Source organism: Acidianus brierleyi, from assembly GCF_003201835.2.
Lineage (GTDB): Archaea > Thermoproteota > Thermoprotei_A > Sulfolobales > Sulfolobaceae > Aramenus > Aramenus brierleyi.
In genome coordinates this window covers 1,403,843-1,430,034 of record NZ_CP029289.2, presented here as the reverse complement: position 1 = coordinate 1,430,034, position 26,192 = coordinate 1,403,843, and the positions used below count along the sequence as shown (strand labels likewise).

Annotated in this window: 31 protein-coding genes, 2 tRNA genes and 1 other RNA gene; 12 read left to right on the top strand and 22 right to left on the bottom strand. The window is 31.0% G+C overall.

What is annotated here, in order from left to right:
* Positions 1-131: 131 nt before the first annotated feature.
* Positions 132-770, top strand: coding sequence for a 2,5-diamino-6-(ribosylamino)-4(3H)-pyrimidinone 5'-phosphate reductase (locus DFR85_RS23535; RefSeq protein WP_110270371.1), 639 nt, complete (start codon positions 132-134; stop codon positions 768-770).
* Here DFR85_RS23535 and tes read toward each other — a convergent pair.
* From tes to purB, 4 genes are all read right to left on the bottom strand, one after another.
* A complete protein-coding gene (gene tes, locus DFR85_RS23530) occupies positions 763-2,508 on the bottom strand; it encodes a tetraether lipid synthase Tes (protein ID WP_110270370.1) in 1,746 nt (581 codons plus the stop codon). The two genes, DFR85_RS23535 and tes, sit on opposite strands and share 8 nt — an antisense overlap.
* 68 nt (positions 2,509-2,576) lie before the next feature.
* The gene (locus tag DFR85_RS23525) at positions 2,577-3,515 is read right to left on the bottom strand and encodes a thiamine-phosphate kinase (RefSeq protein ID WP_110270369.1); all 939 of its coding nucleotides are present in this window, start codon (positions 3,513-3,515) and stop codon (positions 2,577-2,579) included.
* A 14-nt stretch (positions 3,516-3,529) separates the two neighbouring features.
* Positions 3,530-3,619: transfer RNA gene (locus DFR85_RS23520), tRNA-Thr, on the bottom strand.
* A gap of 6 nt (positions 3,620-3,625) precedes the next feature.
* Positions 3,626-4,996 (bottom strand): adenylosuccinate lyase, encoded by a 1,371-nt coding sequence (gene purB / locus DFR85_RS23515; RefSeq protein ID WP_110271823.1) that lies wholly within the window; start codon positions 4,994-4,996, stop codon positions 3,626-3,628.
* Between the two features lie 52 nt (positions 4,997-5,048).
* Here purB and DFR85_RS23510 point away from each other — a divergent pair, with 52 nt between their 5' ends.
* The 5 genes from DFR85_RS23510 to DFR85_RS23490 all read left to right on the top strand — a co-directional run bounded on the left by DFR85_RS23510 (position 5,049) and on the right by DFR85_RS23490 (position 10,625).
* Positions 5,049-6,047, top strand: coding sequence for a formate--phosphoribosylaminoimidazolecarboxamide ligase (locus tag DFR85_RS23510; protein ID WP_110270368.1), 999 nt, complete (start codon positions 5,049-5,051; stop codon positions 6,045-6,047).
* Positions 6,044-7,087, top strand: a complete 1,044-nt coding sequence (locus DFR85_RS23505; RefSeq protein ID WP_110270367.1) for a formate--phosphoribosylaminoimidazolecarboxamide ligase family protein — start codon at positions 6,044-6,046, stop codon at positions 7,085-7,087. The genes DFR85_RS23510 and DFR85_RS23505 overlap by 4 nt, the downstream gene beginning before the upstream one ends.
* Before the next feature lie 125 nt (positions 7,088-7,212).
* Positions 7,213-8,229 carry an adenylosuccinate synthetase gene (locus DFR85_RS23500; RefSeq protein ID WP_110270366.1) on the top strand — a complete coding sequence of 339 codons (1,017 nt, stop codon included), beginning with the start codon at positions 7,213-7,215 and terminating at the stop codon, positions 8,227-8,229.
* Positions 8,229-9,629, top strand: coding sequence for an NAD(P)/FAD-dependent oxidoreductase (locus DFR85_RS23495; protein ID WP_110270365.1), 1,401 nt, complete (start codon positions 8,229-8,231; stop codon positions 9,627-9,629). Before DFR85_RS23500 ends, DFR85_RS23495 begins: the two co-directional genes overlap by 1 nt.
* Before the next feature lie 30 nt (positions 9,630-9,659).
* On the top strand, positions 9,660-10,625 hold the full coding sequence (locus DFR85_RS23490) for an Lrp/AsnC family transcriptional regulator (RefSeq protein ID WP_210433945.1): 966 nt from the start codon (positions 9,660-9,662) through the stop codon (positions 10,623-10,625).
* On the opposite strand, the gene DFR85_RS23485 is transcribed toward DFR85_RS23490, so the two are convergent.
* From DFR85_RS23485 to DFR85_RS23460, 6 genes are read right to left on the bottom strand one after another with little or no spacing between them, the layout of a single operon-like run.
* Positions 10,618-11,391 (bottom strand): prephenate dehydratase, encoded by a 774-nt coding sequence (locus DFR85_RS23485; RefSeq protein WP_281351088.1) that lies wholly within the window; start codon positions 11,389-11,391, stop codon positions 10,618-10,620. The genes DFR85_RS23490 and DFR85_RS23485 overlap by 8 nt on opposite strands.
* Before the next feature lie 53 nt (positions 11,392-11,444).
* Positions 11,445-12,659: a threonine ammonia-lyase gene (gene ilvA / locus DFR85_RS23480; protein WP_110270363.1), complete on the bottom strand. Its 1,215-nt coding sequence runs from the start codon at positions 12,657-12,659 to the stop codon at positions 11,445-11,447.
* Between the two features lie 26 nt (positions 12,660-12,685).
* A complete protein-coding gene (locus DFR85_RS23475) occupies positions 12,686-13,198 on the bottom strand; it encodes an HIT family protein (RefSeq protein ID WP_110270362.1) in 513 nt (170 codons plus the stop codon).
* A 34-nt stretch (positions 13,199-13,232) separates the two neighbouring features.
* Entirely contained in the window at positions 13,233-14,207 is a 975-nt protein-coding gene (radA, locus tag DFR85_RS23470; RefSeq protein ID WP_110270361.1) for a DNA repair and recombination protein RadA, read from the bottom strand.
* A 48-nt stretch (positions 14,208-14,255) separates the two neighbouring features.
* Positions 14,256-14,765, bottom strand: a complete 510-nt coding sequence (locus DFR85_RS23465; RefSeq protein ID WP_162582722.1) for a hypothetical protein — start codon at positions 14,763-14,765, stop codon at positions 14,256-14,258.
* Entirely contained in the window at positions 14,744-15,754 is a 1,011-nt protein-coding gene (locus DFR85_RS23460; protein WP_432417927.1) for an RsmB/NOP family class I SAM-dependent RNA methyltransferase, read from the bottom strand. Before DFR85_RS23460 ends, DFR85_RS23465 begins: the two co-directional genes overlap by 22 nt.
* Between DFR85_RS23460 and cyaB the strand changes: the two genes are divergently transcribed.
* Genes cyaB through DFR85_RS23440 form a run of 4 tightly spaced genes read left to right on the top strand, consistent with a single transcriptional unit; the run spans position 15,753 to position 18,486 of the window.
* Positions 15,753-16,313 (top strand): class IV adenylate cyclase, encoded by a 561-nt coding sequence (gene cyaB / locus DFR85_RS23455; protein WP_110270358.1) that lies wholly within the window; start codon positions 15,753-15,755, stop codon positions 16,311-16,313. The two genes, DFR85_RS23460 and cyaB, sit on opposite strands and share 2 nt — an antisense overlap.
* A complete protein-coding gene (locus tag DFR85_RS23450) occupies positions 16,285-17,091 on the top strand; it encodes an SAM hydrolase/SAM-dependent halogenase family protein (protein ID WP_110270357.1) in 807 nt (268 codons plus the stop codon). The genes cyaB and DFR85_RS23450 overlap by 29 nt, the downstream gene beginning before the upstream one ends.
* Positions 17,046-17,570 (top strand): nicotinamide-nucleotide adenylyltransferase, encoded by a 525-nt coding sequence (locus DFR85_RS23445; protein ID WP_110270356.1) that lies wholly within the window; start codon positions 17,046-17,048, stop codon positions 17,568-17,570. Before DFR85_RS23450 ends, DFR85_RS23445 begins: the two co-directional genes overlap by 46 nt.
* A gap of 4 nt (positions 17,571-17,574) precedes the next feature.
* Positions 17,575-18,486: an acyl-CoA thioesterase gene (locus tag DFR85_RS23440; RefSeq protein WP_246253052.1), complete on the top strand. Its 912-nt coding sequence runs from the start codon at positions 17,575-17,577 to the stop codon at positions 18,484-18,486.
* On the opposite strand, the gene DFR85_RS23435 is transcribed toward DFR85_RS23440, so the two are convergent.
* The gene (locus DFR85_RS23435) at positions 18,465-18,983 is read right to left on the bottom strand and encodes an endonuclease dU (RefSeq protein WP_110271821.1); all 519 of its coding nucleotides are present in this window, start codon (positions 18,981-18,983) and stop codon (positions 18,465-18,467) included. The two genes, DFR85_RS23440 and DFR85_RS23435, sit on opposite strands and share 22 nt — an antisense overlap.
* On the bottom strand, positions 18,961-20,151 hold the full coding sequence (locus DFR85_RS23430; RefSeq protein ID WP_110270355.1) for a Cdc6/Cdc18 family protein: 1,191 nt from the start codon (positions 20,149-20,151) through the stop codon (positions 18,961-18,963). Before DFR85_RS23430 ends, DFR85_RS23435 begins: the two co-directional genes overlap by 23 nt.
* Before the next feature lie 520 nt (positions 20,152-20,671).
* Here DFR85_RS23430 and DFR85_RS23425 point away from each other — a divergent pair.
* A tRNA-Ala gene (locus DFR85_RS23425) sits at positions 20,672-20,745 on the top strand.
* 67 nt (positions 20,746-20,812) lie between these two features.
* Here DFR85_RS23425 and DFR85_RS23420 read toward each other — a convergent pair.
* Both DFR85_RS23420 and DFR85_RS23415 read right to left on the bottom strand, forming a co-directional pair.
* The gene (locus DFR85_RS23420; protein WP_110270354.1) at positions 20,813-22,123 is read right to left on the bottom strand and encodes a tRNA(Ile)(2)-agmatinylcytidine synthase; all 1,311 of its coding nucleotides are present in this window, start codon (positions 22,121-22,123) and stop codon (positions 20,813-20,815) included.
* Complete coding sequence (locus tag DFR85_RS23415) at positions 22,120-22,368, bottom strand: Lrp/AsnC ligand binding domain-containing protein (protein ID WP_110270353.1); 249 nt, start codon at positions 22,366-22,368, stop codon at positions 22,120-22,122. Before DFR85_RS23415 ends, DFR85_RS23420 begins: the two co-directional genes overlap by 4 nt.
* Positions 22,369-22,423: 55 nt before the next feature.
* On the opposite strand from DFR85_RS23415, the gene DFR85_RS23410 reads away from it, so the two are divergent.
* Positions 22,424-22,921 (top strand): DUF367 family protein, encoded by a 498-nt coding sequence (locus DFR85_RS23410; RefSeq protein ID WP_110270352.1) that lies wholly within the window; start codon positions 22,424-22,426, stop codon positions 22,919-22,921.
* Here the strand turns inward: DFR85_RS23410 and rnpB are convergent.
* The 8 genes from rnpB to rpiA all read right to left on the bottom strand — a co-directional run bounded on the left by rnpB (position 22,908) and on the right by rpiA (position 26,174).
* An RNA gene (rnpB, locus tag DFR85_RS23405) (RNase P RNA component) lies at positions 22,908-23,219 on the bottom strand. The genes DFR85_RS23410 and rnpB overlap by 14 nt on opposite strands.
* Positions 23,206-23,778 (bottom strand): CBS domain-containing protein, encoded by a 573-nt coding sequence (locus DFR85_RS23400; RefSeq protein WP_110270351.1) that lies wholly within the window; start codon positions 23,776-23,778, stop codon positions 23,206-23,208. Before DFR85_RS23400 ends, rnpB begins: the two co-directional genes overlap by 14 nt.
* 25 nt (positions 23,779-23,803) lie before the next feature.
* Positions 23,804-23,977: a preprotein translocase subunit Sec61beta gene (locus DFR85_RS23395; protein ID WP_110270350.1), complete on the bottom strand. Its 174-nt coding sequence runs from the start codon at positions 23,975-23,977 to the stop codon at positions 23,804-23,806.
* Between the two features lie 3 nt (positions 23,978-23,980).
* Positions 23,981-24,739: a phosphoglycerol geranylgeranyltransferase gene (locus DFR85_RS23390; protein WP_110270349.1), complete on the bottom strand. Its 759-nt coding sequence runs from the start codon at positions 24,737-24,739 to the stop codon at positions 23,981-23,983.
* Positions 24,693-25,013, bottom strand: coding sequence for a transcription elongation factor (locus DFR85_RS23385; RefSeq protein ID WP_110270348.1), 321 nt, complete (start codon positions 25,011-25,013; stop codon positions 24,693-24,695). Before DFR85_RS23385 ends, DFR85_RS23390 begins: the two co-directional genes overlap by 47 nt.
* A 3-nt stretch (positions 25,014-25,016) precedes the next feature.
* On the bottom strand, positions 25,017-25,172 hold the full coding sequence (locus DFR85_RS23380) for a hypothetical protein (protein ID WP_162582720.1): 156 nt from the start codon (positions 25,170-25,172) through the stop codon (positions 25,017-25,019).
* The gene (locus DFR85_RS23375) at positions 25,169-25,519 is read right to left on the bottom strand and encodes an SWIM zinc finger family protein (RefSeq protein ID WP_110270347.1); all 351 of its coding nucleotides are present in this window, start codon (positions 25,517-25,519) and stop codon (positions 25,169-25,171) included. Before DFR85_RS23375 ends, DFR85_RS23380 begins: the two co-directional genes overlap by 4 nt.
* The gene (gene rpiA / locus DFR85_RS23370; protein WP_110270346.1) at positions 25,476-26,174 is read right to left on the bottom strand and encodes a ribose 5-phosphate isomerase A; all 699 of its coding nucleotides are present in this window, start codon (positions 26,172-26,174) and stop codon (positions 25,476-25,478) included. Before rpiA ends, DFR85_RS23375 begins: the two co-directional genes overlap by 44 nt.
* Positions 26,175-26,192 lie beyond the last annotated feature (18 nt).

Genomic DNA, 26,192 nt, shown 5'->3' with positions numbered 1-26,192 from the left:
AGACCTAGGCTTCTAAAATACTGTAAAATTACAAAAATGAATGTATGCTATACTTGTTGTATAGACTGTAAAATCAGATATAAGTGTGATATCAGAGTTTGGTTTAAAAACCTTGCTATAATGAATAAGTAATGAATAAGCCATATATTATAATATTTAGCACTGTTTCTATAGATGGGAGGCTAGCAGCAAAGGATTTTTATAGTGAACTTAGTTGCAAATATGATAAGATAAGACAGCATATTCTAAGATCAGAAGTAGATGCAGTACTAGTTGGCGGAAATACAGTAAGAAAAGACAATCCATCGCTGAAGTTAAAATATGTAAAAGGAAAAGATCCGGTAAGAGTTGTAGTATCAAAGTCCTTTAATTTGGATATAAATTCAAAAATCTTTATAATACCGCCTCAAACAATAGTATATACAGAAAAAGACAATTGTATATTGAAAGATAAACTAATATCTAGGGGTATAATAGTACGAATTATCAACAATATCACCATATGTAAAATTATGAACGATCTATATGAAAATTTTGCTATAAGAAAAATAATGATAGAAGGTGGAGGTAATACAATATGGAATGCTATTAAAGAAAATTGCTATGATGAGATCAGAGTAACTATCTCATCTAGAATATTTGGAAATGGAATTAACTTGGCTAATGGTGAAGGCTTTAATGGTGAAGAGTCTCCAAGGTTACAACTAGTAGATGCAAAAATATGCGAGTGTAATAATGAAATCCATTTAATATATAAAAAATTCAAATAAATCCTTTATATGTCTCCTTATATATTTCGCCTTTTTCCAACATGCTTGCCATCCTCTTATATTTTGTTGAATCACCTATACTATTTTCTCCATACTTCTTTATCCAATCCTCTAATGGAATTTGATATTCCTTTAGTACTTTGTCTCTATATAAATCATTTAAAACATTGTAGGTACAGAATGGTATTACTCTACCATCAGGTGTTACATAATGTATGTCGCATCTCATCACTCTTTGTATATCGTAGTTATAGAGATCCATAAAGTGCATAGTACCTAAGAATAATGTTCTATAATGCCATTCGCCTAATGCCTCATAATTATGATTCATTACTACACTGTAAAGCATCTTAAATACATCAAAGTCTTTAGGTCCTTTTTCTTTATCTATAAATTTCTTTATGTTAGCTAGTATTTTCATCCCAACCCAATATTTACTGGCACCTTCCTTAAGCTCGTCAGCTTTTTCTTTAAAGTACTCAAGCAAACCTTCAAGGTCTATAAACTTTGATATAGGTATAAAGTGAGGTTCATTATTCTTCCATTCTACATAAATGTATGTTCCAGCTCCACAACTTGGATGGTTAGCCATTTCAAATTGTTCTTTGCCAGTTAATGCTTCAACTAGCCTTGAAAATACTACGGAAGTACCTATAGGGTACCAACTATCTCTAGTTACTTCACCATCTGTTTGATCCTCTATATTCTTTAAAACCTCCGGAATAGTTATCCTGAATTTAGCTCTCATATTTCTTTTCATCATCCCTGTGAGACTAACTGGTTGGAAGTTTACAGCCCTCACTACATCGAGATTCTTTGCTGCGAATTTTACAATGTTGCCTAGATCATTATCATTTACAGTCTTTATTACAGTAGGAACTAAAACAACACTAGTCATTCCTGCTCTTCTAAACGCTTCTAAAGTATACGGAATTTCCCAATGGTTCTTAGGATTAGTCTTTCTGTTAGTACCATCAAAACTCATATAAACGGTATTTACGCCCGCTTCTCTTAGAGCTACCGCGTATTTTATAGCCTTATCTGGATCTTCTAAATACAATTTAGCGAAAGTACCTCCCCAGGAATTTAACTGAATGTGCTTTACTCCATTCTCTCTTAGTAATTTTATTACTTCTACTATATCCTCTCTTAATGTAGGCTCTCCGCCAGTAACTTGAATAACTAATGTTATATCTTGTCTCTTTAATTGATCTACCATATATTTTATTTGGTCTAATGTTGGTTCAAACACGTAACCGGCCTTTTCAGCAAAGAAAAAGCAATACCAACATGCTTGATCACATCTATTAGTTATTACAAGATTGACTAGAGCTGAGTGTTGATGATGCATTGGACATAAACCGCAGTTAAAAGGACATGGAGATTGAAGATCAACATAAGGAACCTTAGGTCCTTTTCCTTCATATTCCCAGTAATCGAACTTATAGTACATCCCTACGTCTCCATAGTACAAATCCTCAAATTCTCCATGATCTGGGCACACTTTTCTTATATACATCTTTTCGTCTTTTTCAAAAATAGTTGCTGGCAAAAGCCTATAGCATACTGGACATAATGAGTGAGTAACCCTAATTAACTTCTCATTAGTAGCAAGCTTAGGCAAAGGCCCGCCAATTTTTATTTCTCTATCACCAAATTTTACTACTCCATTTTCGAATTTTGACGGAGCAGGTAATAATCTAAATCCTTGATTTTTCGTCTGTTCTGCTTGTGCCATACAAATCTGAAGCTATAATTGATATATGATATATTTAAGTATATTCTCCAAATAAAAGGTTTATTTGGTTAAAACCAACCCTTAAAATTATCCCAACCGGTCTCATTTAACTTCTTATCGTTGTATATCAAGCTATTACTGCCATCTACTCTACCTATTTCCATTGGACTATAGCCTATTATGCTAAGCGCATTAACAAATTCTTCATAATTCTTTTCTTTAACTACAAATATTCCTTCATACTCTTCCCCAGAGAATTTTAAAATATCAAAAATGCTATATCCGTATGTTTTAAGCATATTAGCTATTACGTCATTTATAGGTATTCTGTCTAATTTTATGCCTACACTAAATCTTTGGATAATATTATATAATGTAATTACTAATCCATCACTTATATCTGTAGAATAGGATATCGCACCACAAAATCTTTGTAATACTCTTGGTAAATGTGTATTTACAACTGGATGCGAAATTTTCACTAGTGAATCATGAAAAATAGGTATTTTAAAATTAGATAGATAAGATATAAAAAAATTTGACGTAAAACCAATCTTATTTGTTACAACGATAACATCTCCTTTATCTATTTGTGGATGCTCGTTGCAAAGCAAATCGCCTATACCTGCAACATCTATCCAACCTGATGAGGAGCTATTGTTAGTATCTCCGCCTACATATCTAGCGTGATAATAAATAGAAGCGTCATAAATACCTTTGATAATTTTCTCTGCATCATTTACTTCCATATCATTAGATAAACCTAATGATACCATTACTATATTTGGAGAAGCTAAAGAAAATATAATGTCGCTAATAGTCCCAGTAACGGCTTTCCAACCTATATCGTAATAATCCATAAAAGGAAGAGTATATGATAACTGAAATCCATCCAGCTTATATACCTTATTCCCTTGAATAAATACGTCCGAATTTACATCTTTTCCCAAATACTTTGAAATAATATCTGAGATAAAATTATGTTCTCCTAGATCTTTTAGTTTCATTATCGGTCACTTTAAGCCGCCGGCGGGATTTGAACCCGCGACCACCGGCTACCTTGGTAATATACCTTACGAGGCCGGCGCTCTACCAGCTGAGCTACAGCGGCAATATTTCATTTTGCATTTACACTTTTTAAATTATCGCGATTTAACACGTCCTTATAATACTCTAGTGATCTATCTATCAAATCATTAATTTGGCCTAAATATTTTCTATAATCTAGAATATTTTTTATTTCACTCTCAGAAAAGAAACTTCTTACAGTTGGATCTTCTAACGCTACTTCTTCAAGGGATTTATTAGATAGTCTTACATTTTTAGAGAGCCTAGAAACTAACTCGTGCGCCTTATGTCTAGGCATTCCTTTCAATGTAAGATTTATCATTAGACTTTCAGCCATTATAAGACCATTAGATATACTTAAGTTTCTTTCCATATTTTCTTTGTTAATTATTATATTACTAAGAACTTCTAGTGCGCTGTCTAACATTTCGTCTATTATTATAAACGAATGCGAAATTATTATTCGTTCTGAAGAACTGTTAGTAAGATCTCTTTCATGCCATAATGGAATATTTTCTAGTTCTGAAACTACAAAACCTCTAAGAATTTTAGCTAAACCACTAATTTTTTCAGCAGTAACTGGATTTTCTTTTTGGGGCATAGTACTACTACCTATTCTGTTTCCAACTCCTTCTTTTAATTCGGAAATTTCTGGTCTCATTAATTCTCTAATTTCTAGAGCTAATCGATCCAGTTGAGAACCTAGTATAGCTAAATCGGAAACTATTTCTGCAAAGCCGTCTCTAGGCGCAATTTGAGTAGAAATTACATGAGGTTCTAGATCTAATTCTTTCATTACATATTCTTCTATTTTTATACCATATCCGTTCCACGCTGCCATAGTACCTACAGCGCCCGACATCTTGCCTCTAATCAGTCTTTCTTTACTTTCTAGTATTCTAAGTAAGGATCTAGTTAGTTCGTAGACATAGTTAGCAAATTTAAATCCAAGAGTTATAGGTAATGCGTGCTGACCATGGGTTCTACCTACCATTATAGTATTTCTGTATTTATCTGATAGTTCGCTTAGTCTATCTATTATTTTAGTTAATTTATTATATATAATGTTAATTGCATCTCTAAATATAATTGCATACGCCGTATCTACTATGTCATAACTAGTAGCTCCAAAATGAATAAATTTCCCACTATCGCCAGACTTTTCGGCTAATGCCACGACCATTGCCATTACATCATGACCTAATTTCTCTTCTAATTTGTCTATCTCCTCAATTCTTATATTATTTGACTCTTCTATTACCTTTTTTATATCATCGACAGTAACATAACCTAGTTTTTGTAACGCTTTAAGTAATGCTATTTCTACGTCTATTCTAGTCTTTATTATATGATCTCTAGAAAATAAATGTCGCATTTCGTTACTCCCATATCGCCACTCTAAAGGGCATACGTCGTCCATTACACCTACTACTAGCAATCAAGCTTAATAGGTTTTCCATTTATCTAAGTTTATGTTTATTACAACATTAGGAAGTCATTCGTCATTACAAATTTTACACGGTGCAAAAGAAGAGAAATTCAATACAGCCATAATAACTGATGCTAAACGAGAGAGCTTTTACAAAAGATTTACTTTTATTGATAAATATCTAGTTTATGATAATTTTGATGAAGCAGTAAATCACATAAATTCAATAAATAATTCCATTTTCGTACCACATGGGAGCTTAATAGAATACTTAGGAATGGATAGAGTAAGTAAAATAAAAGTTCCAATTTTTGGTAATAGAAATTTATTCGAATGGGAATCAAATCAAAAGAAAAAAATGAGCTTACTTGAGAAATCAAACATAAAAATTCCAGAATCATTTGAAAGTATAGAAGACGTAGATAGATTAGTTATAGTTAAACTACCTGGCGCTAAAGGAGGTAAGGGATATTTTTTAGCTAGAAATAAATCTGAGTTAAAGAATGGAATTAACACGCTATTAGAAAAAAATATTATAAAAAACTTGGATGAAATTATTATTCAAGAATATGTTATAGGTATACCAATGTATTTCCAGTTTTTTTATAGCCCAATTCTTAAGAGAGTAGAATTAACTGGTATAGATATAAGATATGAATCTAATATAGACGGATTAAAAAGATTGCCATGGGGAAACGAAACAGAACCAACATTCGTTGTAGCAGGCAATATTCCAGTAGTGGCTAGAGAAAGTATATTACCTAAGGCATATGAATACGCTGATAATTTTGTAGAAACTACTAAAAATATTGTTCCTCCTGGTATTATTGGGCCTTTCTCTTTGGAGTCAGTAGTGACAGATAATCTTGATATAATAGTTTTTGAGTTCTCTGGTAGGATAGTTGCTGGAACTAACTTATATATAAACGGAAGTCCGTATTCATGGCTTTATTGGAATGAACCGATGTGTGTAGGAAAGAGAATAGCAAGAGAATTAAATATAGCAATCCAACAAAGTAAATTGGATGTGGTTACGACATGAAAATAGCCGCATTGGCTAGCCATTCTGCCTTAGATATTTTTGATGGAGCAAAGGATGAAGGATTTGATACAATAGCATTATGCAAAAAAGGTAGAGAAAGACCATATTTAGAATTTAAAAATATAGTTGACGAATGTATATTATTAAATGATTTTAAAGAAATATATTCTGATTCAATTCAACAGAAATTAATCTACAATGAGGCCATAGTGGTCCCTAATAGAAGTATGGCAGTCTATCTAGGATATGATAACTTAGAAAATATGAGAACGAAATTTTTTGGAAATAAATATATGTTAAGGTGGGAAGAAAGATTAGGAGACAAAAATTATTATAAAATTCTTGATGAAGCCAATATAAAGAGGCCCAAAATATATAAAATCGAAAATATTGACGGGCCAGTTATAGTTAAATTACCAGAAGCAAAAAGGCGTGTAGAAAGAGGATTCTTTTTCGCAAAAAATAAGGACGATTTTGATACCAAGTTAAATAAATTATTGAAAGAAAATATAATAAATGAAGAAAGCTTAAAAGATATGGTAATTGAAGAATTTATATTAGGAGCATATTTTAATATAAATTATTTTAATAGTATGTTATTTGATAGAACTGAAATAATAAGTATAGATAGAAGAATTCAAAGCGATTGGGATTCATTTTATAAACTACCTGCAGATATTCAGTTAGAACTTAATAAAACTCCTAGATTAATAGAGGTTGGACATGAACCTGCTACTATTCGAGAAAGTCTTCTAGAAAAAGTTTTTGAGATAGGATATTCATTTGTAAATGCTACAAAGAAGTTACAATATCCCGGAATAATAGGTCCATTTACACTACAACTTATCGTAACACCAGAGTTAGATCTGGTAGTATATGACGTAGCTCCTAGAATTGGAGGAGGCACAAACGCATATATGGGTATAGGAAGTCAATACTCAAAGCTATATTTTGGAAAACCTATTAGTTTAGGTAGAAGAATTGCAATAGAAATTAAAGAAGCAATAAATAACAACAGACTAAATGAAATTACTACATAAATCATAATGATTAATTAACGGAAATGATGATTAAATATGAAGACTTATTTCTAGATTTTATAATTACAAAATTTCGTAAGGTATGTTTTTATAGTATGGAGTAAGAGTAATCAAAACGGTGTTTTATGTTAGATATACTTGTAGGGGGATTTTATGGAGATGAAGGAAAAGGCAAGATAGCATCATATTTAGGTATAAATGATTCCCCTAATTATGCTGTTAGAACTGGGTCCATTAATGCAGGGCACACTGTAGTTTTTAATAATAAAACATGGAAAATTAGAATATTACCTTCTGCTTTCGTGAATAAATCTACTAAGCTAGTTCTTGCTCCAGGAGCTCTAACAAGTCTAGAACAATTATTTAATGAAATAAAATCAACTGATTCGGATAATAGAGTAATAATAGATTCTCATGTTGGAATAATAACAGACAAAGAAATAAAAGATGAAAGAAACGATGAAAATCTTATGAAAATGGTGGGAAGTACTGGACAAGGAGTAGGATACGCTGAGGCTAGACGAATATTAAGAATTTTAAAACTAGCTAAAGATTATAAAGAGCTGGAAAATTATATTGCGAATGTACCAGACATGCTTATAGACGAATTACAAAAAGATAGCAGAATCCTTATAGAAGGTACACAAGGAACATTTCTAAGCTTATATCATGGAGAGTATCCTTATGTAACTAGTAGAAACTCTACGGCGTCTGGAGTTTTAAGCGAAATAGGAATAGGACCTAAATATGTAAATAACATTATAGTTGTTTTTAAATCATTTGTAACTAGAGTTGGTAACGGATATTTAGAAAATGAATTAAATGAAGAAGATGCAAAGAAACTGGGTCTCACAGAAATAGCCACGGTTACAGGAAGAAAAAGAAGGGTTGCTCCATTTAATGTTAAATTAGCCAAAGAATCAATAAGATTAAATTCTGCTACACAAATCGCAATAACTAAGCTAGACACATTGTTTAAAGATTCGTATAAAGTAAGAAACTATAGCAATTTGCCACTAGAAGCAAAGAAATGGATTGAAGATTTAGAAGAAGAGCTAAAAGTTCCCATAACTATTATCGGTACTGGAGAAGATAGCATGGATACTATAGATCTAAGAAAAGAAAAAATAGGCGAAGAGTAATGTACGACGTTGTCATAATTGGAGGAGGACCTGCGGGTTTATTTGCAGCATATGAACTTGCCAAATCCATTAGTGAAGGTCATAATTATAAAATATTATTAGTAGATAAGGGAGTTAGAGCTTCTAAAAGAAACTGCCCTTTATTATCACCTAAGGAAAAATGTACTTTCTGTACACCTTGCCATATAAACTATGGAATAGGGGGAGCTGGAACTTTTAGCAGCGGTATAATAAATTTACGTCCAGATATAGGTGGAGAATTACAAGAATTATTAAGAAGTTGGGATAATGCGCAAGAGCTGATAAATTACGTTGATGATATATTAGTAAAATTTGGTGCTCCTAAAGACAGATTATTTAAACCAAACATGGAAAAAGTTAAAGAAATACAAAAAAGATCTGCTAAAGCTGGCGCAGAATTTATACCTATTTTACAAAGGCATATAGGTACAGATAAGAGTCCAGAAGTTATAGAGAATATAACAAACTATATAGAAAAACTAGGTATAGGTATATCTGAGCTTACAGATGTTTTTAGTATAGAAAAAAGAGGAGACTCTTTCAATTTAAAAACTAATAAGGGCGAAATAGAAACAAAATTATTACTTGTAGCTCCTGGCAGATCTGGTGCTAAATGGTTTTATGACCAAAGTAAAAAACTAGGAATTGATATGATGCCAGGTCCTTTAGATATAGGCGTTAGAGTAGAAGTAGAGTCATTCATTACAGAAGAACTTACATCAGCTGTATGGGATCCGAAGATAGTAATGTACACAAGGAAATATGATGATAAAGTAAGGACGTTTTGCGTAAATCCTAGAGGTTTTATAATGAAGGAAGTATATGATGATGGAACCATAGGAGTTAATGGAGAAACTTACGTAGATAAAAAAAGTAATAATACAAATTTTGCATTTCTAACTACTATAAAACTATCAGACCCGTTAGAAGATACAATAGAATATGGCAAAAGCATTGCTAGATTAATGACAAGACTAGGAGGAGAAAAACCTATACTACAAAGATTAATAGATTTTGAAAAGGGCAGAAGAAGTACATGGGAAAGAATAGGTAGATCTACTGTTAAACCAACACTTAAAGACGTTACACCTGGAGATATAAGTATGGGATTACCTTATAGAGTCGTCTCAGATCTAATAGAAGGTTTAGAAAGATTAGATAATATAGCGTCAGGCATATATTCTTCTAACACTTTACTCTATGCTCCAGAGATAAAATACTATAGTATGAAAGCTGTGGTAGACAGAAATATGGAGACTGTGGTAGATAATCTATACGTGGCAGGAGACGGTGTTGGATTATCTAGAGGCATTAACGTAGCAGCAGCTACTGGAGTTCTAGCAGCCAGAGGTATTCTTATTAAACTCGGTCTAGGCTAAGTTTTTATTTTTAATTACGAATATCATCTTATGGAAATATCTGATATCGATAAAAGGTTATTAATGGAACTAGAATATAATTTTCCGATAGATGCTAGACCATACGAAAAAATAGCTGATAAGCTTAATTTATCTGAAAATTATGTTATTAATAGAGTTAAAGATCTTATAGATAATGAGATAGTAAAGAGAGTAGGAATGTATGTTAATTTTAGAGCCAAAGGCATGGAAGGAGCACTAGTAGCAGCAGATATACCATTAGATGGTCTTGAAAAATATAGGAAAATGTCTCTTGGAATAAGGGAATTAACTCATAATTTTATCAGGAATCATCCAAAATATAATGTATGGCTCGTCATAAAAGCAGAATCTAGGGAGAAATTAAATGGAAACATAGAACGTCTAATGGAAGAAGCTGGAGCCAGAGATTATGTAATACTTTATTCTAAGAAAAATCTAAAATTAAGTGTAAAATATGATATAATTAAAGGAATATCCTGGAGCAAATCAGAAGGAATACCAGATAAAATACCTACAGCTGATGAAATAGGTATAAGTAAAGAATTATTAAAGTATCTATCTATGCCGTTACCTATAAACGAAAGGCCTTTTATGGAAATAGCAAAAAAATTTGGATATAGTGAAGAAGACCTTATAGAACTAATTAATGATTTAAAAAAGATTCATGTAATAAAAGATTATGGAGCTACATTAAACGGTGAGAAAGTAGGAATAAAAGACAATGCCATGTTACTTATTAATACTGAGAATGAAGAATATTCTTGCATTAAAATAGCTGAAGAGTTATACGAAGCTACACATGTTGTATTGCGTGAAAGCAATAAACCTTGGGATTATTTATGCTACTGTATGCTACATGGAAAAGATAAAAAGGTGATTAATGAAGCGGCTAGACATGCAATAAATATAACAGGCGCAAAAAGCTATATGTTGCTATATAGTTTAGATAATTTAAAGCCAGGAATAGTCATGTAAGTTTAGTATAACTGCCTTTATTTTTAAGTTCTATTACTACTTCTCTTACATCTTTTTCCAATGTTGATAGATTATCGAAATTTTCGAATTCTAGATAGAAATAATAATTCCAAGGTGTATTACGCAGAGGCCTAGAATATATCATCGTAAGGTTTATATTTTTTAAATAAAACTTTTCTATAACTCTATACAAACCTCCTGGTTTATGAGGTACGGTAAATAGGAATATGGCCTTATTACCATCTGTTCTCATTTTTTTAGAAATTACTAAAAATTTTGTAATATTTACTCCATCCTGAATTTTATCATATAAGATCTCTAGATTATACAATTTAGCTGCAAAACTAGAGCATATTGCGGCTGATTCTCTATCATTATTAGCCATTAATGCTGCCTTAGATGTGCTTTCTACTGGAACAAAATTAGTTACTCCGAGCTTTTCTAAATTATTTTGCGCCTCCCTTATAGCATGATTATGCGAATATATTTTCTTTACTTTACTTAAATCACTCTTAGACGCTAATACAAGATCTATTTGAATTTCTATAGAATATACGGAATATATTCCGTCGAAAGCAAATAGGTTATCTAATGTCTCATTAACTGGCCCTTCTATACTATTCTCTACTGGGACTACGCCCAATGCGTCTAAACTATTATTCACTGCAACGAATATATCTTTTATAGTAGGCTTTGGAATCAGCTTTCCACTTAGCAACGTAGACGCTTGATGTGAAAAACTACCTTCTGGGCCTAAATAATAAATTCCATTTGGGTCACATAAAAAATTATAAGTTTCTATATTTAAATATTATTGTCTTAATCTATTATCTTAGCTTCTATCCCTTCTTTGGATAGTCCATACAAAAAGCTACTTAGCATCTCTATATTGGAAATTTCGAACATTACATAAATCTTAGTGTAACCAGGAGGTACATCGCTACTTATTCTATCATGAATGACGTCTATTATATTACCTCTTATTTGCGTAATATATGTAAGTACTTTATTCAAATACCCTGGTTTATCTGGAACTATCACTCTTATTTTAACTATTCTTTTAGTTTTGTAGAGCATTTTATCTACTATTTGTGTCATTAACGACAAGTCAATATTTCCACCACTTAATATAGGAATTACTTTTTTTCCATAAGGTATTTTTATTTTTCCTGATATCAAAGCAGCTAAACTTGCTGCTCCAGCACCTTCTACTAATGTTTTATTTCTTTCTAGTAATAATACTATAGCATTAGATATTTCATCATCATCAACTAATACGATATCATCTACAAGATCATTTATAATTTCAAAAGTTGTTTTTGATGGAGATTTTACTAGTATTCCATCAGCAATTGAAAATGAAGGTTCTACTTCTGTTAATCTTCCTAAGTCTTTAGATATCTTCAATGAAGAAGAAGCATAAGACTGTACACCTATAATTTTAGTATTTTTATACTTAGTTTTTAGAGCTATACTTATTCCAGATATTAAACCTCCTCCACCTATAGGAACTACAACATAGTCTGGGGATTGATTATAAAGTTCTACGCCAAGAGTTCCTTGGCCCAAAATCACATTAATATCGTCATATGGATGAATAAGTATTGAACCAGTGTCTCTAATAATCTCCTGAGCTTTCTGCATGCTTTCATGTAAATACTTACCGTAGAGGATTACGTTAGCTCCATAGCCTTTCGTAGCTAAGTACTTAGAAATAGGTGCAGTTTCTGGCATCACAACTATAGATTTTATTCCTAATACACTTGATGCATATGCTACTCCTTGAGCATGATTTCCGGCAGAAACTGCGATAACGCCTTTTTCTTTTTCTGAAGAAGAAAGACTCATTAACTTACTAAATGCTCCTCTCACCTTAAAAGATCCAGTTTTTTGCAAGTTTTCCATTTTCAAATATATGTTAGATCCTATCATTTGTGAAAAGGTATATGAATAATCTAACGGAGTCTCATGAATAAACGGAGATATAGACTCCTTTATTTTTACTATTTTTTGTTGAAGAATATTATAATCCATCAGGAAAACCCTGCCTACATCACTATTCAGTGATCGAGAGCTTCTTCATTATGTTCACTTAACATTTTACTTAGTTTTATATATGTATTATCCAATGTATCAGAAATAACTTTTGTGTTAGAAATTATAGGCATAAAATTAGCATCGCCATTCCATCGAGGTACTATATGGACATGTACATGTGATTCTATACCTGCACCTGCGCTTCTACCTATATTTATTCCAACATTAAACCCATCTGGCGAGTATAGCTTTCGTAAAGCTGATAAAGATTTTTTAACAAGATAGAAAATCTCCTTATACTCTTCGTCATCTAATAGTTCTATTGAAGAAAGATGCCTATATGGAACCACCATTAAATGGCCTGGATTATAAGGAAATTTATTAAGTATTATATAAGATTTTGATCCTCTATAGACTATAAGATTTTCCCTATCATCAGATTTCTTTATTACATCGCAAAATACACATTCAGATAATTTATTTTTAGATGAGTTAGATACATATGTAGATCTCCAAGGAGCCCAAAGAATTTTCATATAAGGACTAATTACTTAAGAAATTAATAGTTTTTTAGTCTTCAGCATCTCTTATTCCTTCCTCAGTAATTGCAAATACTACTTCTCCTTCAGGTAAATGAGGCGCGTCAACCATTCTAGCTATTCTTCTATTTCCTCTGCTTTTCTTTACTTGAACCCTTATACCTGGTGTATGATATAATGTATGGCCACCTACGGCAACTGTAGGATCTCCGTAGAACATATCTGGCCTCGACATAACTTGATTTGTTACTATTACAGCTAGTTCATACACTTCTGCCAATCTAACTAGCTGGTGTAAATGTTTATTTAATTTCTGTTGTCTTACTGCTAAATTTTCTCTTCCAACATATTCTGCTCTGAAATGCGATGTAACTGAATCAACTATAACAACTTTTATCGCCGGATCTTTATTTATAAGCTCTTGTAAATCATCTCCTATTGCAATTTGATGATCAGTATTTATGGCCCTCATATAATAAATATTAGACATTGCAGAATCTGGATCTATACCTTGTGCTTTAGCCATGGCTTCGATTCTTTCCCATCTAAACGTACCCTCTGTATCTATGTAAACTGCCTTTCCTGAAAGACCTCCTTTTTCTGGAGGTAATTGAACATTTACAGATACTTGATGACATATTTGAGTTTTTCCAGATCCAAATTCTCCGAAAAATTCTGTCATTGTTCTAGTTTCTATTCCCCCGCCCAATAATCCGTCTAATGCTTGACTACTTGTAGTTATTTTTCTAACGTTAGCTCTTTCTTTCTTAACTTCTAATGCGGTTTTAAATCTAATATCTAATGCTTCACGAGCTTCTCTTATTAGTCTCTGCGCAGTAGTTAAAGGTATACCGGCTGCAGTGCTAAGATCTTGAGGCGACGCAACTGCAATAGATTCAAGTGAAGAGTAACCCGAATCATTCAACTTATTCAATATTGCTTGACCTACTCCAGATAAATCACTAATACCTTTCGTCTTCTTCTTTTCTTCTATTTGATCTGCCAATTTACTTCACCTACTAAAACAATAAGATATGATTTAGCTAATTTATATTTATCCACTCTCCCTTAAATACCATCCTATATCTTTTTCTGGTATTATCTTGCTACCATTTCTATGCTGTTTTATTTTTATAAAACCCAAGAACTCATTATATTTCGATATTAATAATGCATATTTAAACCTATATTTCTCTCTAACTTCTACATCTTTTCCATATAATATTTTCATTAATATTGGTTCTGGTAAAGATAACTTATTTTTACAATATTTTACCATTAAATTTCCTAGAGGTAATTGTGGTAATATAACTTTATTTGATATTTTTAAAATTGAAATTCCAGGTGAATATATATTTAGTTCATCTAATACTATATTCGGTATTTTTTTACTACTAATAAGAAAAATTTGACTAAAATTAGCATTATATGACTTAATGATATTATATCTCTTAAAAAAGTCTATATCAAACAAACAGTTGTAATCTTTAGATAATAAAGAAATATATTCATATAATTCCCTATAATCAATAATTTTAAACTTTATTTCTTTTTTAGATGACAAATGAAAAATCCCTCTGTTTTATGCTTATGCGGATATAATCTAATACAGTTTTTAACATCGTTAGAAAATTTTATTCCGTTAAACTCTGTTATTCCTTCATCTCCAGGTATTTTATCTATTTTTACTGTTTTCATTCCCAGCTCTTCTACTGCATAATTTATGATGAACTCATTTTCTTCTGGGGCTATACTACACGTAGAATATACAAGATCTCCATTATCCTGTAATAGCATAAATGCAGTATATAATAATTGTAATTGAACTAAACTAAGTTTATAAAGATCTTCAGGTTTTGTTCGAGTTCTTCTTTGAGGATCTTCGGGAATTAAACCTTCTCCAGAACATGGAGCATCTAACAATATTTTTGAAAAATTTATATTATGATATATTAAATCTCTTGCGTCCATATTTACTATTATCGTATTACTAACTCCAAGTCTATTTATGTTAGACATTAATGATTTGATTCTAGATCTGAATTTCTCTACTGCTATTATTAGACCCTCATTGTTCATTAATTGTGCCATTTGAGTTGTTTTACTACCCGGAGCAGCAGCCATATCTAGTACAATGTCGTCCTTACTAGGATGTAAAACCTCTGCTGGAACCATGGAAGATAAACTTTGAATATAATAATATCCTTCCATATATTCTAAAGTTGAGCCTAATGACGGTTTTTTAGGCCTTTCTCTGACAATAAAACCATAATTAATCCAGTTTACTCTATCTAAGATAAAACCCTTTTCGTCCAGTCTTCTTATTAGTTCATTACATTCTATTTTTAAAGTATTGCATCGTATACTTTTTATTAATGGATAACTACAAGACTCTAGAAAATCTTCAGTTTTCTCTTTAAAAATGTCAAGATATCTTTCTACCATATAATCAAGAAATCCATACTTAATTGAAAGTTCTTTAGCTCTTAATGTTGGAGAGTACTTAAATAATTCTTTATACTCGTTTATATAACTATCAATAGTACTCATTATGCCAGATGTAATAGAAAGAGAGGTAAAATTAAAACTTAAAGGTATCTCTATAGAAGAACTTAAAAATAAGCTTCTCAATGATCAGATGAAATATGTAGGAGTAGAAAAGCAGACTGATATATATTTAAACTCGAAATTTAGAAATTTTAAGGAAACTGATGAGGCATTACGAATAAGAAAAGTAAATGATACAGCAGAAATTACATATAAAGGACCTAAAATTTCGTCCAAAAGTAAATCCAGAGAAGAGATAACTGTAGTAATAAACGACGAAAACGCTATGTTAAAAATTTTGCAGAAGTTAGATTTTTATCCTGTATATTCAGTATCTAAAGAGCGTCACACGTTTATAGATAATAACTTTAACATATGTTTAGATAAAGTAGAGGGATTAGGTGATTTTATAGAAATAGAAGGAATAAATTCAGATGAAAATAGGTTATTACAATATATAAATGATTTTATAAAAAAATATAATATAAATGTAGAAGTAGAGAGAAAATCCTACCTTGAACTCTTGGTGGAAAAAAATGAATCCGCAAATAGCAATTCTAACTGATTTTGGAATTTCTGATAATTATAACGGAGTTATGGAAGGTGTAATAAAAAGAATAAATTCTAACGCCTCCATAACTTATATAACTCCAAATGCTAATAACTTTAATATAATCTCTGGGGCATATCTTCTTTATACCTCGTATAAATATTTTAGAAAAAATACTATATTTCTCACAGTAATAGATCCTGGTGTAGGTACAGAAAGAAAAGCAATTATTATAAAGTCTAGGAATTATTATTTTGTAGGTCCAGATAATGGAGTTTTATTTCCTGCTGCACATGATGATTCAATATTAAATATAGTGAAGATAACAAATGAAAAATTATTTCTTAGTAGAGAAATATCAAGAACATTCCATGGGAGAGATATATTTGCAGCTGTGGCAGCATTTTTATCATTAGGTATAGATTTAGAAACTTTTGGAAATAAGCTTAACATGAATGAAATAGAAAAATTAGAATTTATTCAAACAAAGAATAATAACATCATTTGTGGAAATGTAATTTATATAGATCATTTTGGAAACGTGGCTACTAGTATTAAAGAGAGAATAAACAATATAAGGTACGTTTTAATTAATTCTAATAAATTTAATATAAGGTACGTTAATACTTTCGGTGAAGGTAAAAAAGGCGAATTATTAGCTTATAAGAACGGGTATGGATTTCTTGAAATAGGAATTAATATGGGTAACGCCTCAGAGTTAATAAAAGCTAAAATAGGTGACAAAATTTGCTTAGAGCTCTCTATCCAGGAAGATTTCAGCCATTTCACTTAGGACATTTAAGTGTTATAAAATGGTCTCTAGAGAAAGCTGATCAAATTATAATACTAATTGGGAGTTCTCAAGAGAGTCACACATTATCAAATCCTTTTACTGCAGGTGAAAGAATCGAAATGATAAAAACTGCGCTAGAAGAATACGAAATAGATTCTAGTAGATATTTTTTGATTCCAATTCCAGATATATTGATGAATAGTGTATGGGCATATCATGTAAAAACATATGTGCCATCTTTTAATCTTGTTATAGCTAGAAATCCGTTAGTTATTAGATTATTTAAAGAGGCTAACCTAGCAGTAGAAGAACCACCGATATTCAACAGGGAAAAATATAATTCGACTTTAATAAGAAAAATGATCATAACTGGAGAAGAATGGAAAGAATTAGTACCTAATAGTGTTTATACATATATAAAAAGTATAAAAGGGGACGAAAGACTAAAAGAAATAGCAGGCACCGACAAAAGGTGGTAAAAAATTGGAAACGTATTATAATGTATTTCCATGGCATACAAATCATTTTGGAACATTACATGGCGGAATATATATGAGCTGGATGATCGACAGTGCTGGAATCCTAATGTCAAGTATCAGCCAAGGGAATTACTTGTTAGCGTCTGTAGATTATATATATCTTTTTAAACCAGCTAGATTAGGCGATATATTAAGAATAGTAGCTTTACCAAAAGCTTCATGGAAAAGTTCTGTAGAAATAGAAGTTAAAGGTTGTATAAAAAGAGGAGAGAAAGAAGAATTAGCCTCTGCTGCATTAATGACTTACGTTGCAGTAGATGAGAATAATAAACCAAGAAAACTAGAGATTAAGATTCCAGCAGATACTGAAGCAAATATAAGAAAAGAAAAAAGAATGGAAAGAAAGAAAAGAATATCAGTAGATTATGATGAACCGTTAAAATATGCTTCTTTCGTAAAAAGTTATATTAGAACAATATATCCTGAACATGGATTTGGCAATGGTATATTATATGCAGGGAAAATGTATACAATGCTCGATGAAGCTTTAGCAATAGTAGCTAAGCTTTATTCGAAAGGAAATACTTTTACAGCAAGTGCCGGATCGGCAGATTTTATAACTCCAGTAAGAATTGGTGACATTTTAGAAATACAAGGTGCAGTACAATATACTGGAAATACCTCTCTTGACGTAGGAGCCAAAGTATATGCAATTAACCATTTTACAAGTGAAAAAAGGTTAGTAACATCGACTACATTTTCGTTTGTAGCTATAGATGAAAATGGAAAACCTAGGAATATCCCAAAGCTAATACCGGCTAATGATAAGGAAAAAGTTATCGTAGATAATGACTTGAAAGAAAGAGAAGAAAGAATAAAGCTATCTAAAAAAATTCAAGAAGAATTAACATGTTGACCTATTCCTTTACCTATTACGTGAGCAGTCTGAATAGGTTCAGGATATTTAGAATTTACTTGGTAAAATTCTATTATATCGATTGCCTTGCTAATTTCTAGGTTTGTGTTTATATATACACTACCTTTTTTAGTTGGCACTTTAATTAAATTGGAAATATAATATAATATAACTTCTCTACGTTTATCATCAAAATGAAGTTTTAATGCTCTATCTATTTCAGTAATATTAGGTTTTTTACCATAAAATATAATATATTTACCTGAAGGAATTATATAATTAAATCCACCTACTATTATACTGTATAATATAGAGACGTCTCCTCTTCGCAAATTATTAAACTTTATAGTAGCTTCATCACCATCAACATATATGAAATCTACATCTACATCTATTAGTTTATAATCGTTATAAGTAACAGAGACTAATGGCGCTTTCCCTTTTTTCCCTTTATATTTTACAGGAAAATATCCATCATCTATTCCAGATACTAGCAAGTCTTTCATCATTTTCAATTAACGCTTTAATAGCTATCATCTTATCTACAGCTAGATTTATTTCTTTTGTCTTTCCATATCTTCCCCTGTTTACCACCTTAGCCGTTATTATACCTACCATATCAAGTTCATTTATTATATCACTAACGCGTCTTTGCGTAACTATTTCCGTTCCTAATGTTTTTGTCAACGATTTATAAAGCTCATAAACTTCTCCAGTGGTCATTGTGTTTTTATTTTCGGTACCATAAATTATTGACACTAGAACTAGCTTTGAGTGAAATGGAAGACTAGCTATAACTTCATATACTCTATCTCTTTCAATTTCTATTCTAGCCTTTTCCACATGTTCAGTTGAGATGCTATTACACTTTAATCTCTCAGCTATTTCACCAGCTACACGTAAAAGATCTAATGCTCTTCTAGCGTCACCATGATCCCTTGCGGCTAAAGCTGCACAAAGACTTATAATAGAATTATTAATAGCACCGTCCTTAAAAGCTAAAACTGCTCTTCTTTTCAATATATCTTCCAATTCATTAGCGTTATATGGTGGAAATACTAGTTCCTCCTCACTCAGACTACTCCTAACTCGTGGATCTAAATTATCTACAAACTTCACATCATTTGTAATTCCTATTAATGACACTTTACTCTTATCTAGTTCAGAATTAATTCTAGTTAGCTTATATAATATATCATCTCCATGTTTTTTTACCATAGCGTCAATTTCATCTAAAGTAATTATTATTATTTTATTAGTTGACAAAAATATTTTTAACATTCTTCTATAAAGTTCTGCTGTAGAAATTCCAGTAAATGGTACTTTTTCCCCCATATTCTCAATTATATCTGCCAAAATCCTGTAAGTAGTATCACTTTGCCTTGTATTTATATAAACATAAGTAAAGTTCTTTATTTTCTCTTGAAATATTTTTAGTACGAATTTAGTAACTGCGGTCTTTCCAGTTCCAGTAAGACCATAAATAAATATATTGTTTGGTTTACTGCCCTTATATACCTGGGCCAAAATACTTGCCAATTTCTTTATTTGTTCTTCTCTGTGAGGTAGCTCGTTTGGAATATAATCAGGTAGTAAATATTCCCTATTTTTGAAAATAGGGGAATCCCTAGTACTGTTGAGTATATCATCTATAATTTCACTCATCGAAATACTAGCTATTATTATTATAACTTAAAAGGCATTACATAAATCTCTGTTTTAACTCCCCAGTTAAAAACCCCTCTATTTCCACTGGAGTTTTTAAAGAATGGTCACTTACCCCTAACTTTCCACTGGAGTGCTATATTTGAAAAGATCTAGTAAACAGTAATTCTTTATGTTTTGTATAATTGAAAAACGTTTGGTATTTGTATAGTTTTCGATTATTATTTCCATAGGAAACAAAGGGGATGAGTTCTTACATAATAAAATCTTGCTTAGAATTTCTAAGGAAACGACGTCGCTTAATTAAAAATTGTATAATATTGCCTATAGTATGTTCTTTATTATAACTATTTCACTAAATGTATATGATTATTTCTAAATCTTTTTTATATAAATATATAGAAACTTGAAAATTTAAGTCGAAAATACTTGAAACTATAAGTGTTATGAACTAATGAAATAATTAATGCTCAAAATATTGGAAGAATTTATTAATACTAGAAATATAACACAGTATATTGGGCCGGTAGCTCAGCCTGGAAGAGTGCCCGGTTGGCATCCGGGAGGTCCCGGGTTCAAATCCCGGCCGGTCCACATTGGCACCCTATTTTAGCTTTGTAATTTTGTTATACATTATAATATTATACTATAAAAAACTAAGTTAATTCGAGTATAATATATTATTTATTGAATTATAAATAATATAGAAATCCATAATATATTCATATTTAAAGCTATTATCTAAGTCTTCTAGGAATAGGGGTTTAGTTAAATGCCTATAATATCTAGCCTGGTAAATTCCAAGAGATAAATTTCTGGGTATACGAATAATCATTTTATTTCCAAGAAATTTATTTCCACATTTTTTACATCTAAATCCCTTATTTTTACCTAATGATTCTGTAGATCCGTTGCATTTGGGACATCTCGGATTTGCAAACTTTGAGTTCACAAGACTATTAATATGTATTCTTTCTATCTCTATAATCTCTCCAAATTCCAATGAAGGTTTTATAGAGCCTACAAATTCTATTATATCTCCGTGCATTAAATTTTTTGTTGCAAGATTTAACTCCCCGGTTTCTTTATAACAAATTAAAGTAGCTGAGTTTAAACATTTTATTATAACATCGCCTCCTCTGATTACTTTGATATCATCAACTATGCATGAATCTTTAATAGTTTGATATACTCTATTTCCAGTTTTTATTATATGGACATCAGTAGCTTGATTAGATTTAAATATCATAGCCATGTCAAGTTTTTCATTGGTCTTAATTGTTTCCAATCCCTTTATTAATATATTGGGATCTAGTCCTCTTATACCATAGAATACTGGATCATTTCCATGAGAAATAATTAGTGGTTTTTTCTTTATATAATCCATATTGGCAAAAACTTTCGGAAAAAATAGTTCATCAAATGCTTTTACACTAGATATATCTATTTCTCTTTTTCTATTCCAATTTTCTCTTTTCCTATAAGTTAATAATTCATATGTAATTGGACCTCTAAATCCTATAGCCGCTAATGAACCTATTACCCCTCTATAACCTCTTAACTCAGCACCTATTTTTTCTGAGTATTTTATAACTAGATCTCTAGGAATTATGTCTGATACAGCTTTTAAGTATAGATTATATAAATTATCAGATTTCTCGTAATCAATTACAGCTACTCCTGGTTTTCTATTATATTCTAATCCTTTAGAAACATTCTTCACGTAATCTATTGATTTTTCCCAAATGATATCTGCAAGTTCTTTCTTTGTACCATTAAATTCTATTGAAAATTTAATTGCGGCGTTTCCTCTAGTTTTCCAAGGTATGTTAGGATTTAATCTTATTAAATAAGGATAATCTAAAAGTTTAATATTGTTCTTAATAAAATAATTTATTAAAATAGTCGAAAAATGTGTTGTACAGCCTGCTATAGGTGAATCATGGTCGTCAATACCTACGCTATATCTCATTTTCTAATCGACTTTCCCTCCATTATGATCATAGTTAAAGTTGATCTAACCTTTGGTAATTTCCTTATGGTAGAACTTACAAAATTTCTTAAGTAGTCCATATCGGTAGCTTCTATTTTAGCTACTATATCATAAACTCCATATACTATGTATGCTTCACTAATTTCGTTCATAGTTTTTAACTTATCGAAAACTTCTTCCTCTCCTCCTGCATCTGTATTTATAAGAACTATTGCAGATACCAACTTACTTTACCACTAGTTTAATAAATTAAAAGTTATAAGAACTTTACGATGTTCGTTGAATATTTATATTATTGATCTTGATCAAGATGATCCAAAAAAGTGCACAGGAAAGAGATTAATTAAATTTGGATATGCTAAGAGAACTCGTAAACCTCTTGGTATAGTTTTAAATCCTATATCTTCTATTCCAGTTTCTATTAAAGATAGAGAAATAATTCTAAATATAGGTCTAACAGTTATTGATTCTTCTTGGAACAAATCTGATATAGAGTTTTTTAGTAAATTCAAAAACAAGTTTTCTAGAAGATTACCATTTCTTTTAGCAGGAAATCCTATAAATTATTCTAAGCCATATAAATTGTCATCAATAGAAGCAGCTGCTGCGTCATTATATATAATAGGAGAGGAGAATATCGCTGTAGAGATTCTAAATAAAGTAAAATGGGGTCATACATTTCTAGAGCTTAATGGAGAGCTACTAAAATCTTATGAAGGTAAGTCTGACTCGGAGATATTGCAAATAGAATCCGATTTTTTGAGAGAGCCACAGTAATAACCCAGCTTCTGTAATGTTGGGGGATTTGGCTATGCGTCCTAGAGGGAAATCGGGCCTAGTCTCATCTTTCCCTCTACTTGCTCCTAGGAGGTCTATCTTTTCATCCTTGAAAGCTACTCTCATGTTTCTTCCTCCGTTACCAGAGGAAGGGGCACAATCATTTTCACATGTAGCTTTCAAGGTACTTGTTTCTGTATAGTTGCCAAGGGTGTTGCCCTTGTCTCTATAGAGACTCCTTTAGGCCAGGAGGCTGGAGTTTCCTCAGTTTTCACCGTAGCCCCCTACTGTGGCTCTCTCTTATAATTTTTTATTAAATAACCTATTAAATCACTTCTAGTAATTATACCTAGTGGTTTTAATTTTTTATCGACTACTAAAGTAACAGGATATTTGGTTAGAAGTTTCATTACTTCGGTTAATTGTGTTTTAGCATCTATTAATGGTGGTAATGGTGCTATAATGTCTTTTGCAACTATTTCGTATGGATTTTTAAGAGCCAGTTTCCTTAGTAATATATAATCATAGATTATTCCTACTAATTCTTCAGAAGAGTTAACTACAGGTATCTGAGATATGCCGTATTTTTCCATTTTTTCTACTATTTCATGAATATTCTCATTTATTTTCGATACAATTACAGGAGAATGCATTATTCTTTCTGCACTATCATTAGCTTCCATTAGCGCAGTTAATTCATCAAATATTTTTCTCACTATAGATAATTTAGGATCTATTTTTCCGTTTTCTATCTTAGCTATAAGTGATTGAGAAACACCTATTCTCTTAGCTAACTCAGACTGTGTAATTCCTATACTTTCTCTAATTCTTTTTATCTCTTTGATATCAAAAAACATTTGGCATTGCCTTTATAGTGAAGTTTCATATTGGAACTAATTTAGATAAGACTATGACAACAGCTATTATTACTATGCTTCCAATAATAACTACCTTGGGATCAATCTTTACTTTCTCATTCTCTTCTTCATAATATCTAACTAAACCAGCCATCGACATTAATGGAACGTTTTCTTTTTTCTTTTTACTAGATGGCATTACTCATTCACTTATTTTTATCTTCTTAATACTTTCTATTATTTTTAATGCCTTCGTCAAGTCGCTTTCAATTATATTTCCTGTTACTATTATATTTGCCCCAGCTGTAGCGATTTCTGTGGCTTTTTCAGGTGTCCTTATGCCACCTCCAGTAATTATCTTAAGCGAGGTAGTTTTCCTTACAGTCCTTATCATTTCTGGTTTAACTGGCTCAAGAGCTCCAGAACCAGCTTCCAAATATATAAAGTTCATTCCCATATACTCCGCAGCTAATGAATAAGCTACTGCTAAATCAATATTATCATAAGGTATTACCCTAGCTCTACCTATATGAGCCGCAGTACCTCCATTCCCTATAATAAGATATCCAGTTGATAACGTTTCTACTTCTGTCTTTTTTATTATGGGTGCAGCAGCTACTTGTGCTCCCATGACGTAATATATATCATCAGAATTTAATAGTGACATAAATAATATGGCATCAGCTTTTTCTGTTATTAAATTTATATTACTTGGAAAGATTATTTTTGGTATATCGAAATCATCTAGTATTTCCAAAATTTTATTTAATTTGTCCAAAGAGATTCCTAAAGTTCCTCCAATTAAAAACGCATTAGTTCCATAATTATATAGACTTTTTGTTATATCATAAAGCTTAGATATATCGCTAATTTTATCTGGATCAAGAAGCGAAAAATGAAGAACACTTCCTTCTTCAATTAGACGTTGAATGTAATTCTTTACTTTCCCCTTCAGTTTCATTTTTATCTTCAGTACTATCTTTGTTTTCTTCTTTTATTTCCAACTTTCCATCAAGATAGAGATCTATAAACTTGCCATATGCGTTTGCCTCATCAAAGACTGGCGGAACTTCAATTTCAGTATATAATCCGCAGCTACCACACTGTATCTTAGCTAAGCCATCCTTTATATCAATTGAAATTGAAATTTTTCCACATCTTGGGCATTCAAATGTTTTAGGCAATTTAGGCTTAGGACGAATAATTTTTGTCCTCTTCTTTCTTTTTCCTCCCATTCCTTATTCCCTCTTTCTTTTAGAAGATTTGTTTGATCTTATTAATACTTCTTTCTTTCCTGAGCTTTCTAAAATTTCCATAAAAATACCATATGTTATTCCGCCAGCTATGAGGATAACAGAAACTATAAGGACAATTTGAGTTATACTTAATATCATTTGTTTGGATATACTTTTCTAAGTTTTAATGATTTTCCATTAGCATATATATCCGTTATTATTTCAAAGATCTCTTTAGAGTTAAGTTTAATTGTAATGAAATCTTCGTTCTCTAATGCTTTATTAAGAGCTATTAGATGATAGCACATGTTTGTATTTCTATATATTCTATTAAACAAAAACGATTTACAATCGCAACTTTTCTCATTTAATATATGATCTTTCCCATTTTTACCATTACCTAAAAAAACAAAAATATAAAAGAAAGAGTCTCTAGCCTCTAATTTTATAATTCTATTCGATTTAATTGCTATTTCTGCTTTTCTTAATAATTTCGATTCTTCCATCGTTATTACCTATAATGATTTCATCATATAATTTATCACAAAATATACCAGTTTCTATTATTCCTGGTATATCTTTAAGTTTGCTATCTAATTCGCATAAGTCAGCCTTACCATTTACAGACATATCAAGAATAATATTTCCGTTATCAGAGATAATCGGTCCTATTTTTCCATTACTTTCTCTAATTTCTATATTATATTTATAGCTTTTTAATTTATTTATAACATAACTTAAACTTACTGGGACTATTTCTATAGGAATCTTTATTGGAAATGAATTTTTAATCTTAGACTGTTCACCTATAAATACTCTTTCATTAGCAAAATATGCTAATAATTTTTCACGCAATAGAGCTCCGCCACCTCCCTTTATCATTATATAAGAATCGTTTACTGGCACTAGATAATCAAAGCTATCTATATATATATCAGGAATATTTCCATTATATAATGAAATTACTGTACCACCATTTTTAGATATCTCTAATTCACTATCTATAGAGCTTGTTACGTAAAGCTTATTGTTTATTATATTATTCTTGATAATTAACTCAATTAGTTTTCTTACAGTTCTTCCAGTACCTATACCTATTATTTTCTTATTTTCAATATATTGCAAAGCATAGTTAGAAACTACTTCTTTAGGATCGTACACTTTATTATTGATTAATAT

Excerpts from the sequence above, each read along its gene's own strand:
- DFR85_RS23535 (WP_110270371.1), top strand. The coding sequence starts at position 132 with ATGAATAAGCCATATATTATAATATTTAGCACTGTTTCTATAGATGGG.
- tes (WP_110270370.1), bottom strand. The coding sequence starts at position 2,508 with ATGGCACAAGCAGAACAGACGAAAAATCAAGGATTTAGATTATTACCT.
- DFR85_RS23525 (WP_110270369.1), bottom strand. The coding sequence starts at position 3,515 with ATGAAACTAAAAGATCTAGGAGAACATAATTTTATCTCAGATATTATT.
- purB (WP_110271823.1), bottom strand. The coding sequence starts at position 4,996 with ATGGACGACGTATGCCCTTTAGAGTGGCGATATGGGAGTAACGAAATG.
- DFR85_RS23510 (WP_110270368.1), top strand. The coding sequence starts at position 5,049 with ATGTTTATTACAACATTAGGAAGTCATTCGTCATTACAAATTTTACAC.
- DFR85_RS23505 (WP_110270367.1), top strand. The coding sequence starts at position 6,044 with ATGAAAATAGCCGCATTGGCTAGCCATTCTGCCTTAGATATTTTTGAT.
- DFR85_RS23500 (WP_110270366.1), top strand. The coding sequence starts at position 7,213 with ATGTTAGATATACTTGTAGGGGGATTTTATGGAGATGAAGGAAAAGGC.
- DFR85_RS23495 (WP_110270365.1), top strand. The coding sequence starts at position 8,229 with ATGTACGACGTTGTCATAATTGGAGGAGGACCTGCGGGTTTATTTGCA.
- DFR85_RS23490 (WP_210433945.1), top strand. The coding sequence starts at position 9,660 with ATGGAAATATCTGATATCGATAAAAGGTTATTAATGGAACTAGAATAT.
- ilvA (WP_110270363.1), bottom strand. The coding sequence starts at position 12,659 with ATGGATTATAATATTCTTCAACAAAAAATAGTAAAAATAAAGGAGTCT.
- DFR85_RS23475 (WP_110270362.1), bottom strand. The coding sequence starts at position 13,198 with ATGAAAATTCTTTGGGCTCCTTGGAGATCTACATATGTATCTAACTCA.
- cyaB (WP_110270358.1), top strand. The coding sequence starts at position 15,753 with ATGCCAGATGTAATAGAAAGAGAGGTAAAATTAAAACTTAAAGGTATC.
- DFR85_RS23450 (WP_110270357.1), top strand. The coding sequence starts at position 16,285 with ATGAATCCGCAAATAGCAATTCTAACTGATTTTGGAATTTCTGATAAT.
- DFR85_RS23430 (WP_110270355.1), bottom strand. The coding sequence starts at position 20,151 with ATGAGTGAAATTATAGATGATATACTCAACAGTACTAGGGATTCCCCT.
- DFR85_RS23420 (WP_110270354.1), bottom strand. The coding sequence starts at position 22,123 with ATGAGATATAGCGTAGGTATTGACGACCATGATTCACCTATAGCAGGC.
- DFR85_RS23400 (WP_110270351.1), bottom strand. The coding sequence starts at position 23,778 with ATGTTTTTTGATATCAAAGAGATAAAAAGAATTAGAGAAAGTATAGGA.
- DFR85_RS23395 (WP_110270350.1), bottom strand. The coding sequence starts at position 23,977 with ATGCCATCTAGTAAAAAGAAAAAAGAAAACGTTCCATTAATGTCGATG.
- DFR85_RS23390 (WP_110270349.1), bottom strand. The coding sequence starts at position 24,739 with ATGAAACTGAAGGGGAAAGTAAAGAATTACATTCAACGTCTAATTGAA.
- DFR85_RS23385 (WP_110270348.1), bottom strand. The coding sequence starts at position 25,013 with ATGGGAGGAAAAAGAAAGAAGAGGACAAAAATTATTCGTCCTAAGCCT.
- DFR85_RS23380 (WP_162582720.1), bottom strand. The coding sequence starts at position 25,172 with ATGATATTAAGTATAACTCAAATTGTCCTTATAGTTTCTGTTATCCTC.
- DFR85_RS23375 (WP_110270347.1), bottom strand. The coding sequence starts at position 25,519 with ATGGAAGAATCGAAATTATTAAGAAAAGCAGAAATAGCAATTAAATCG.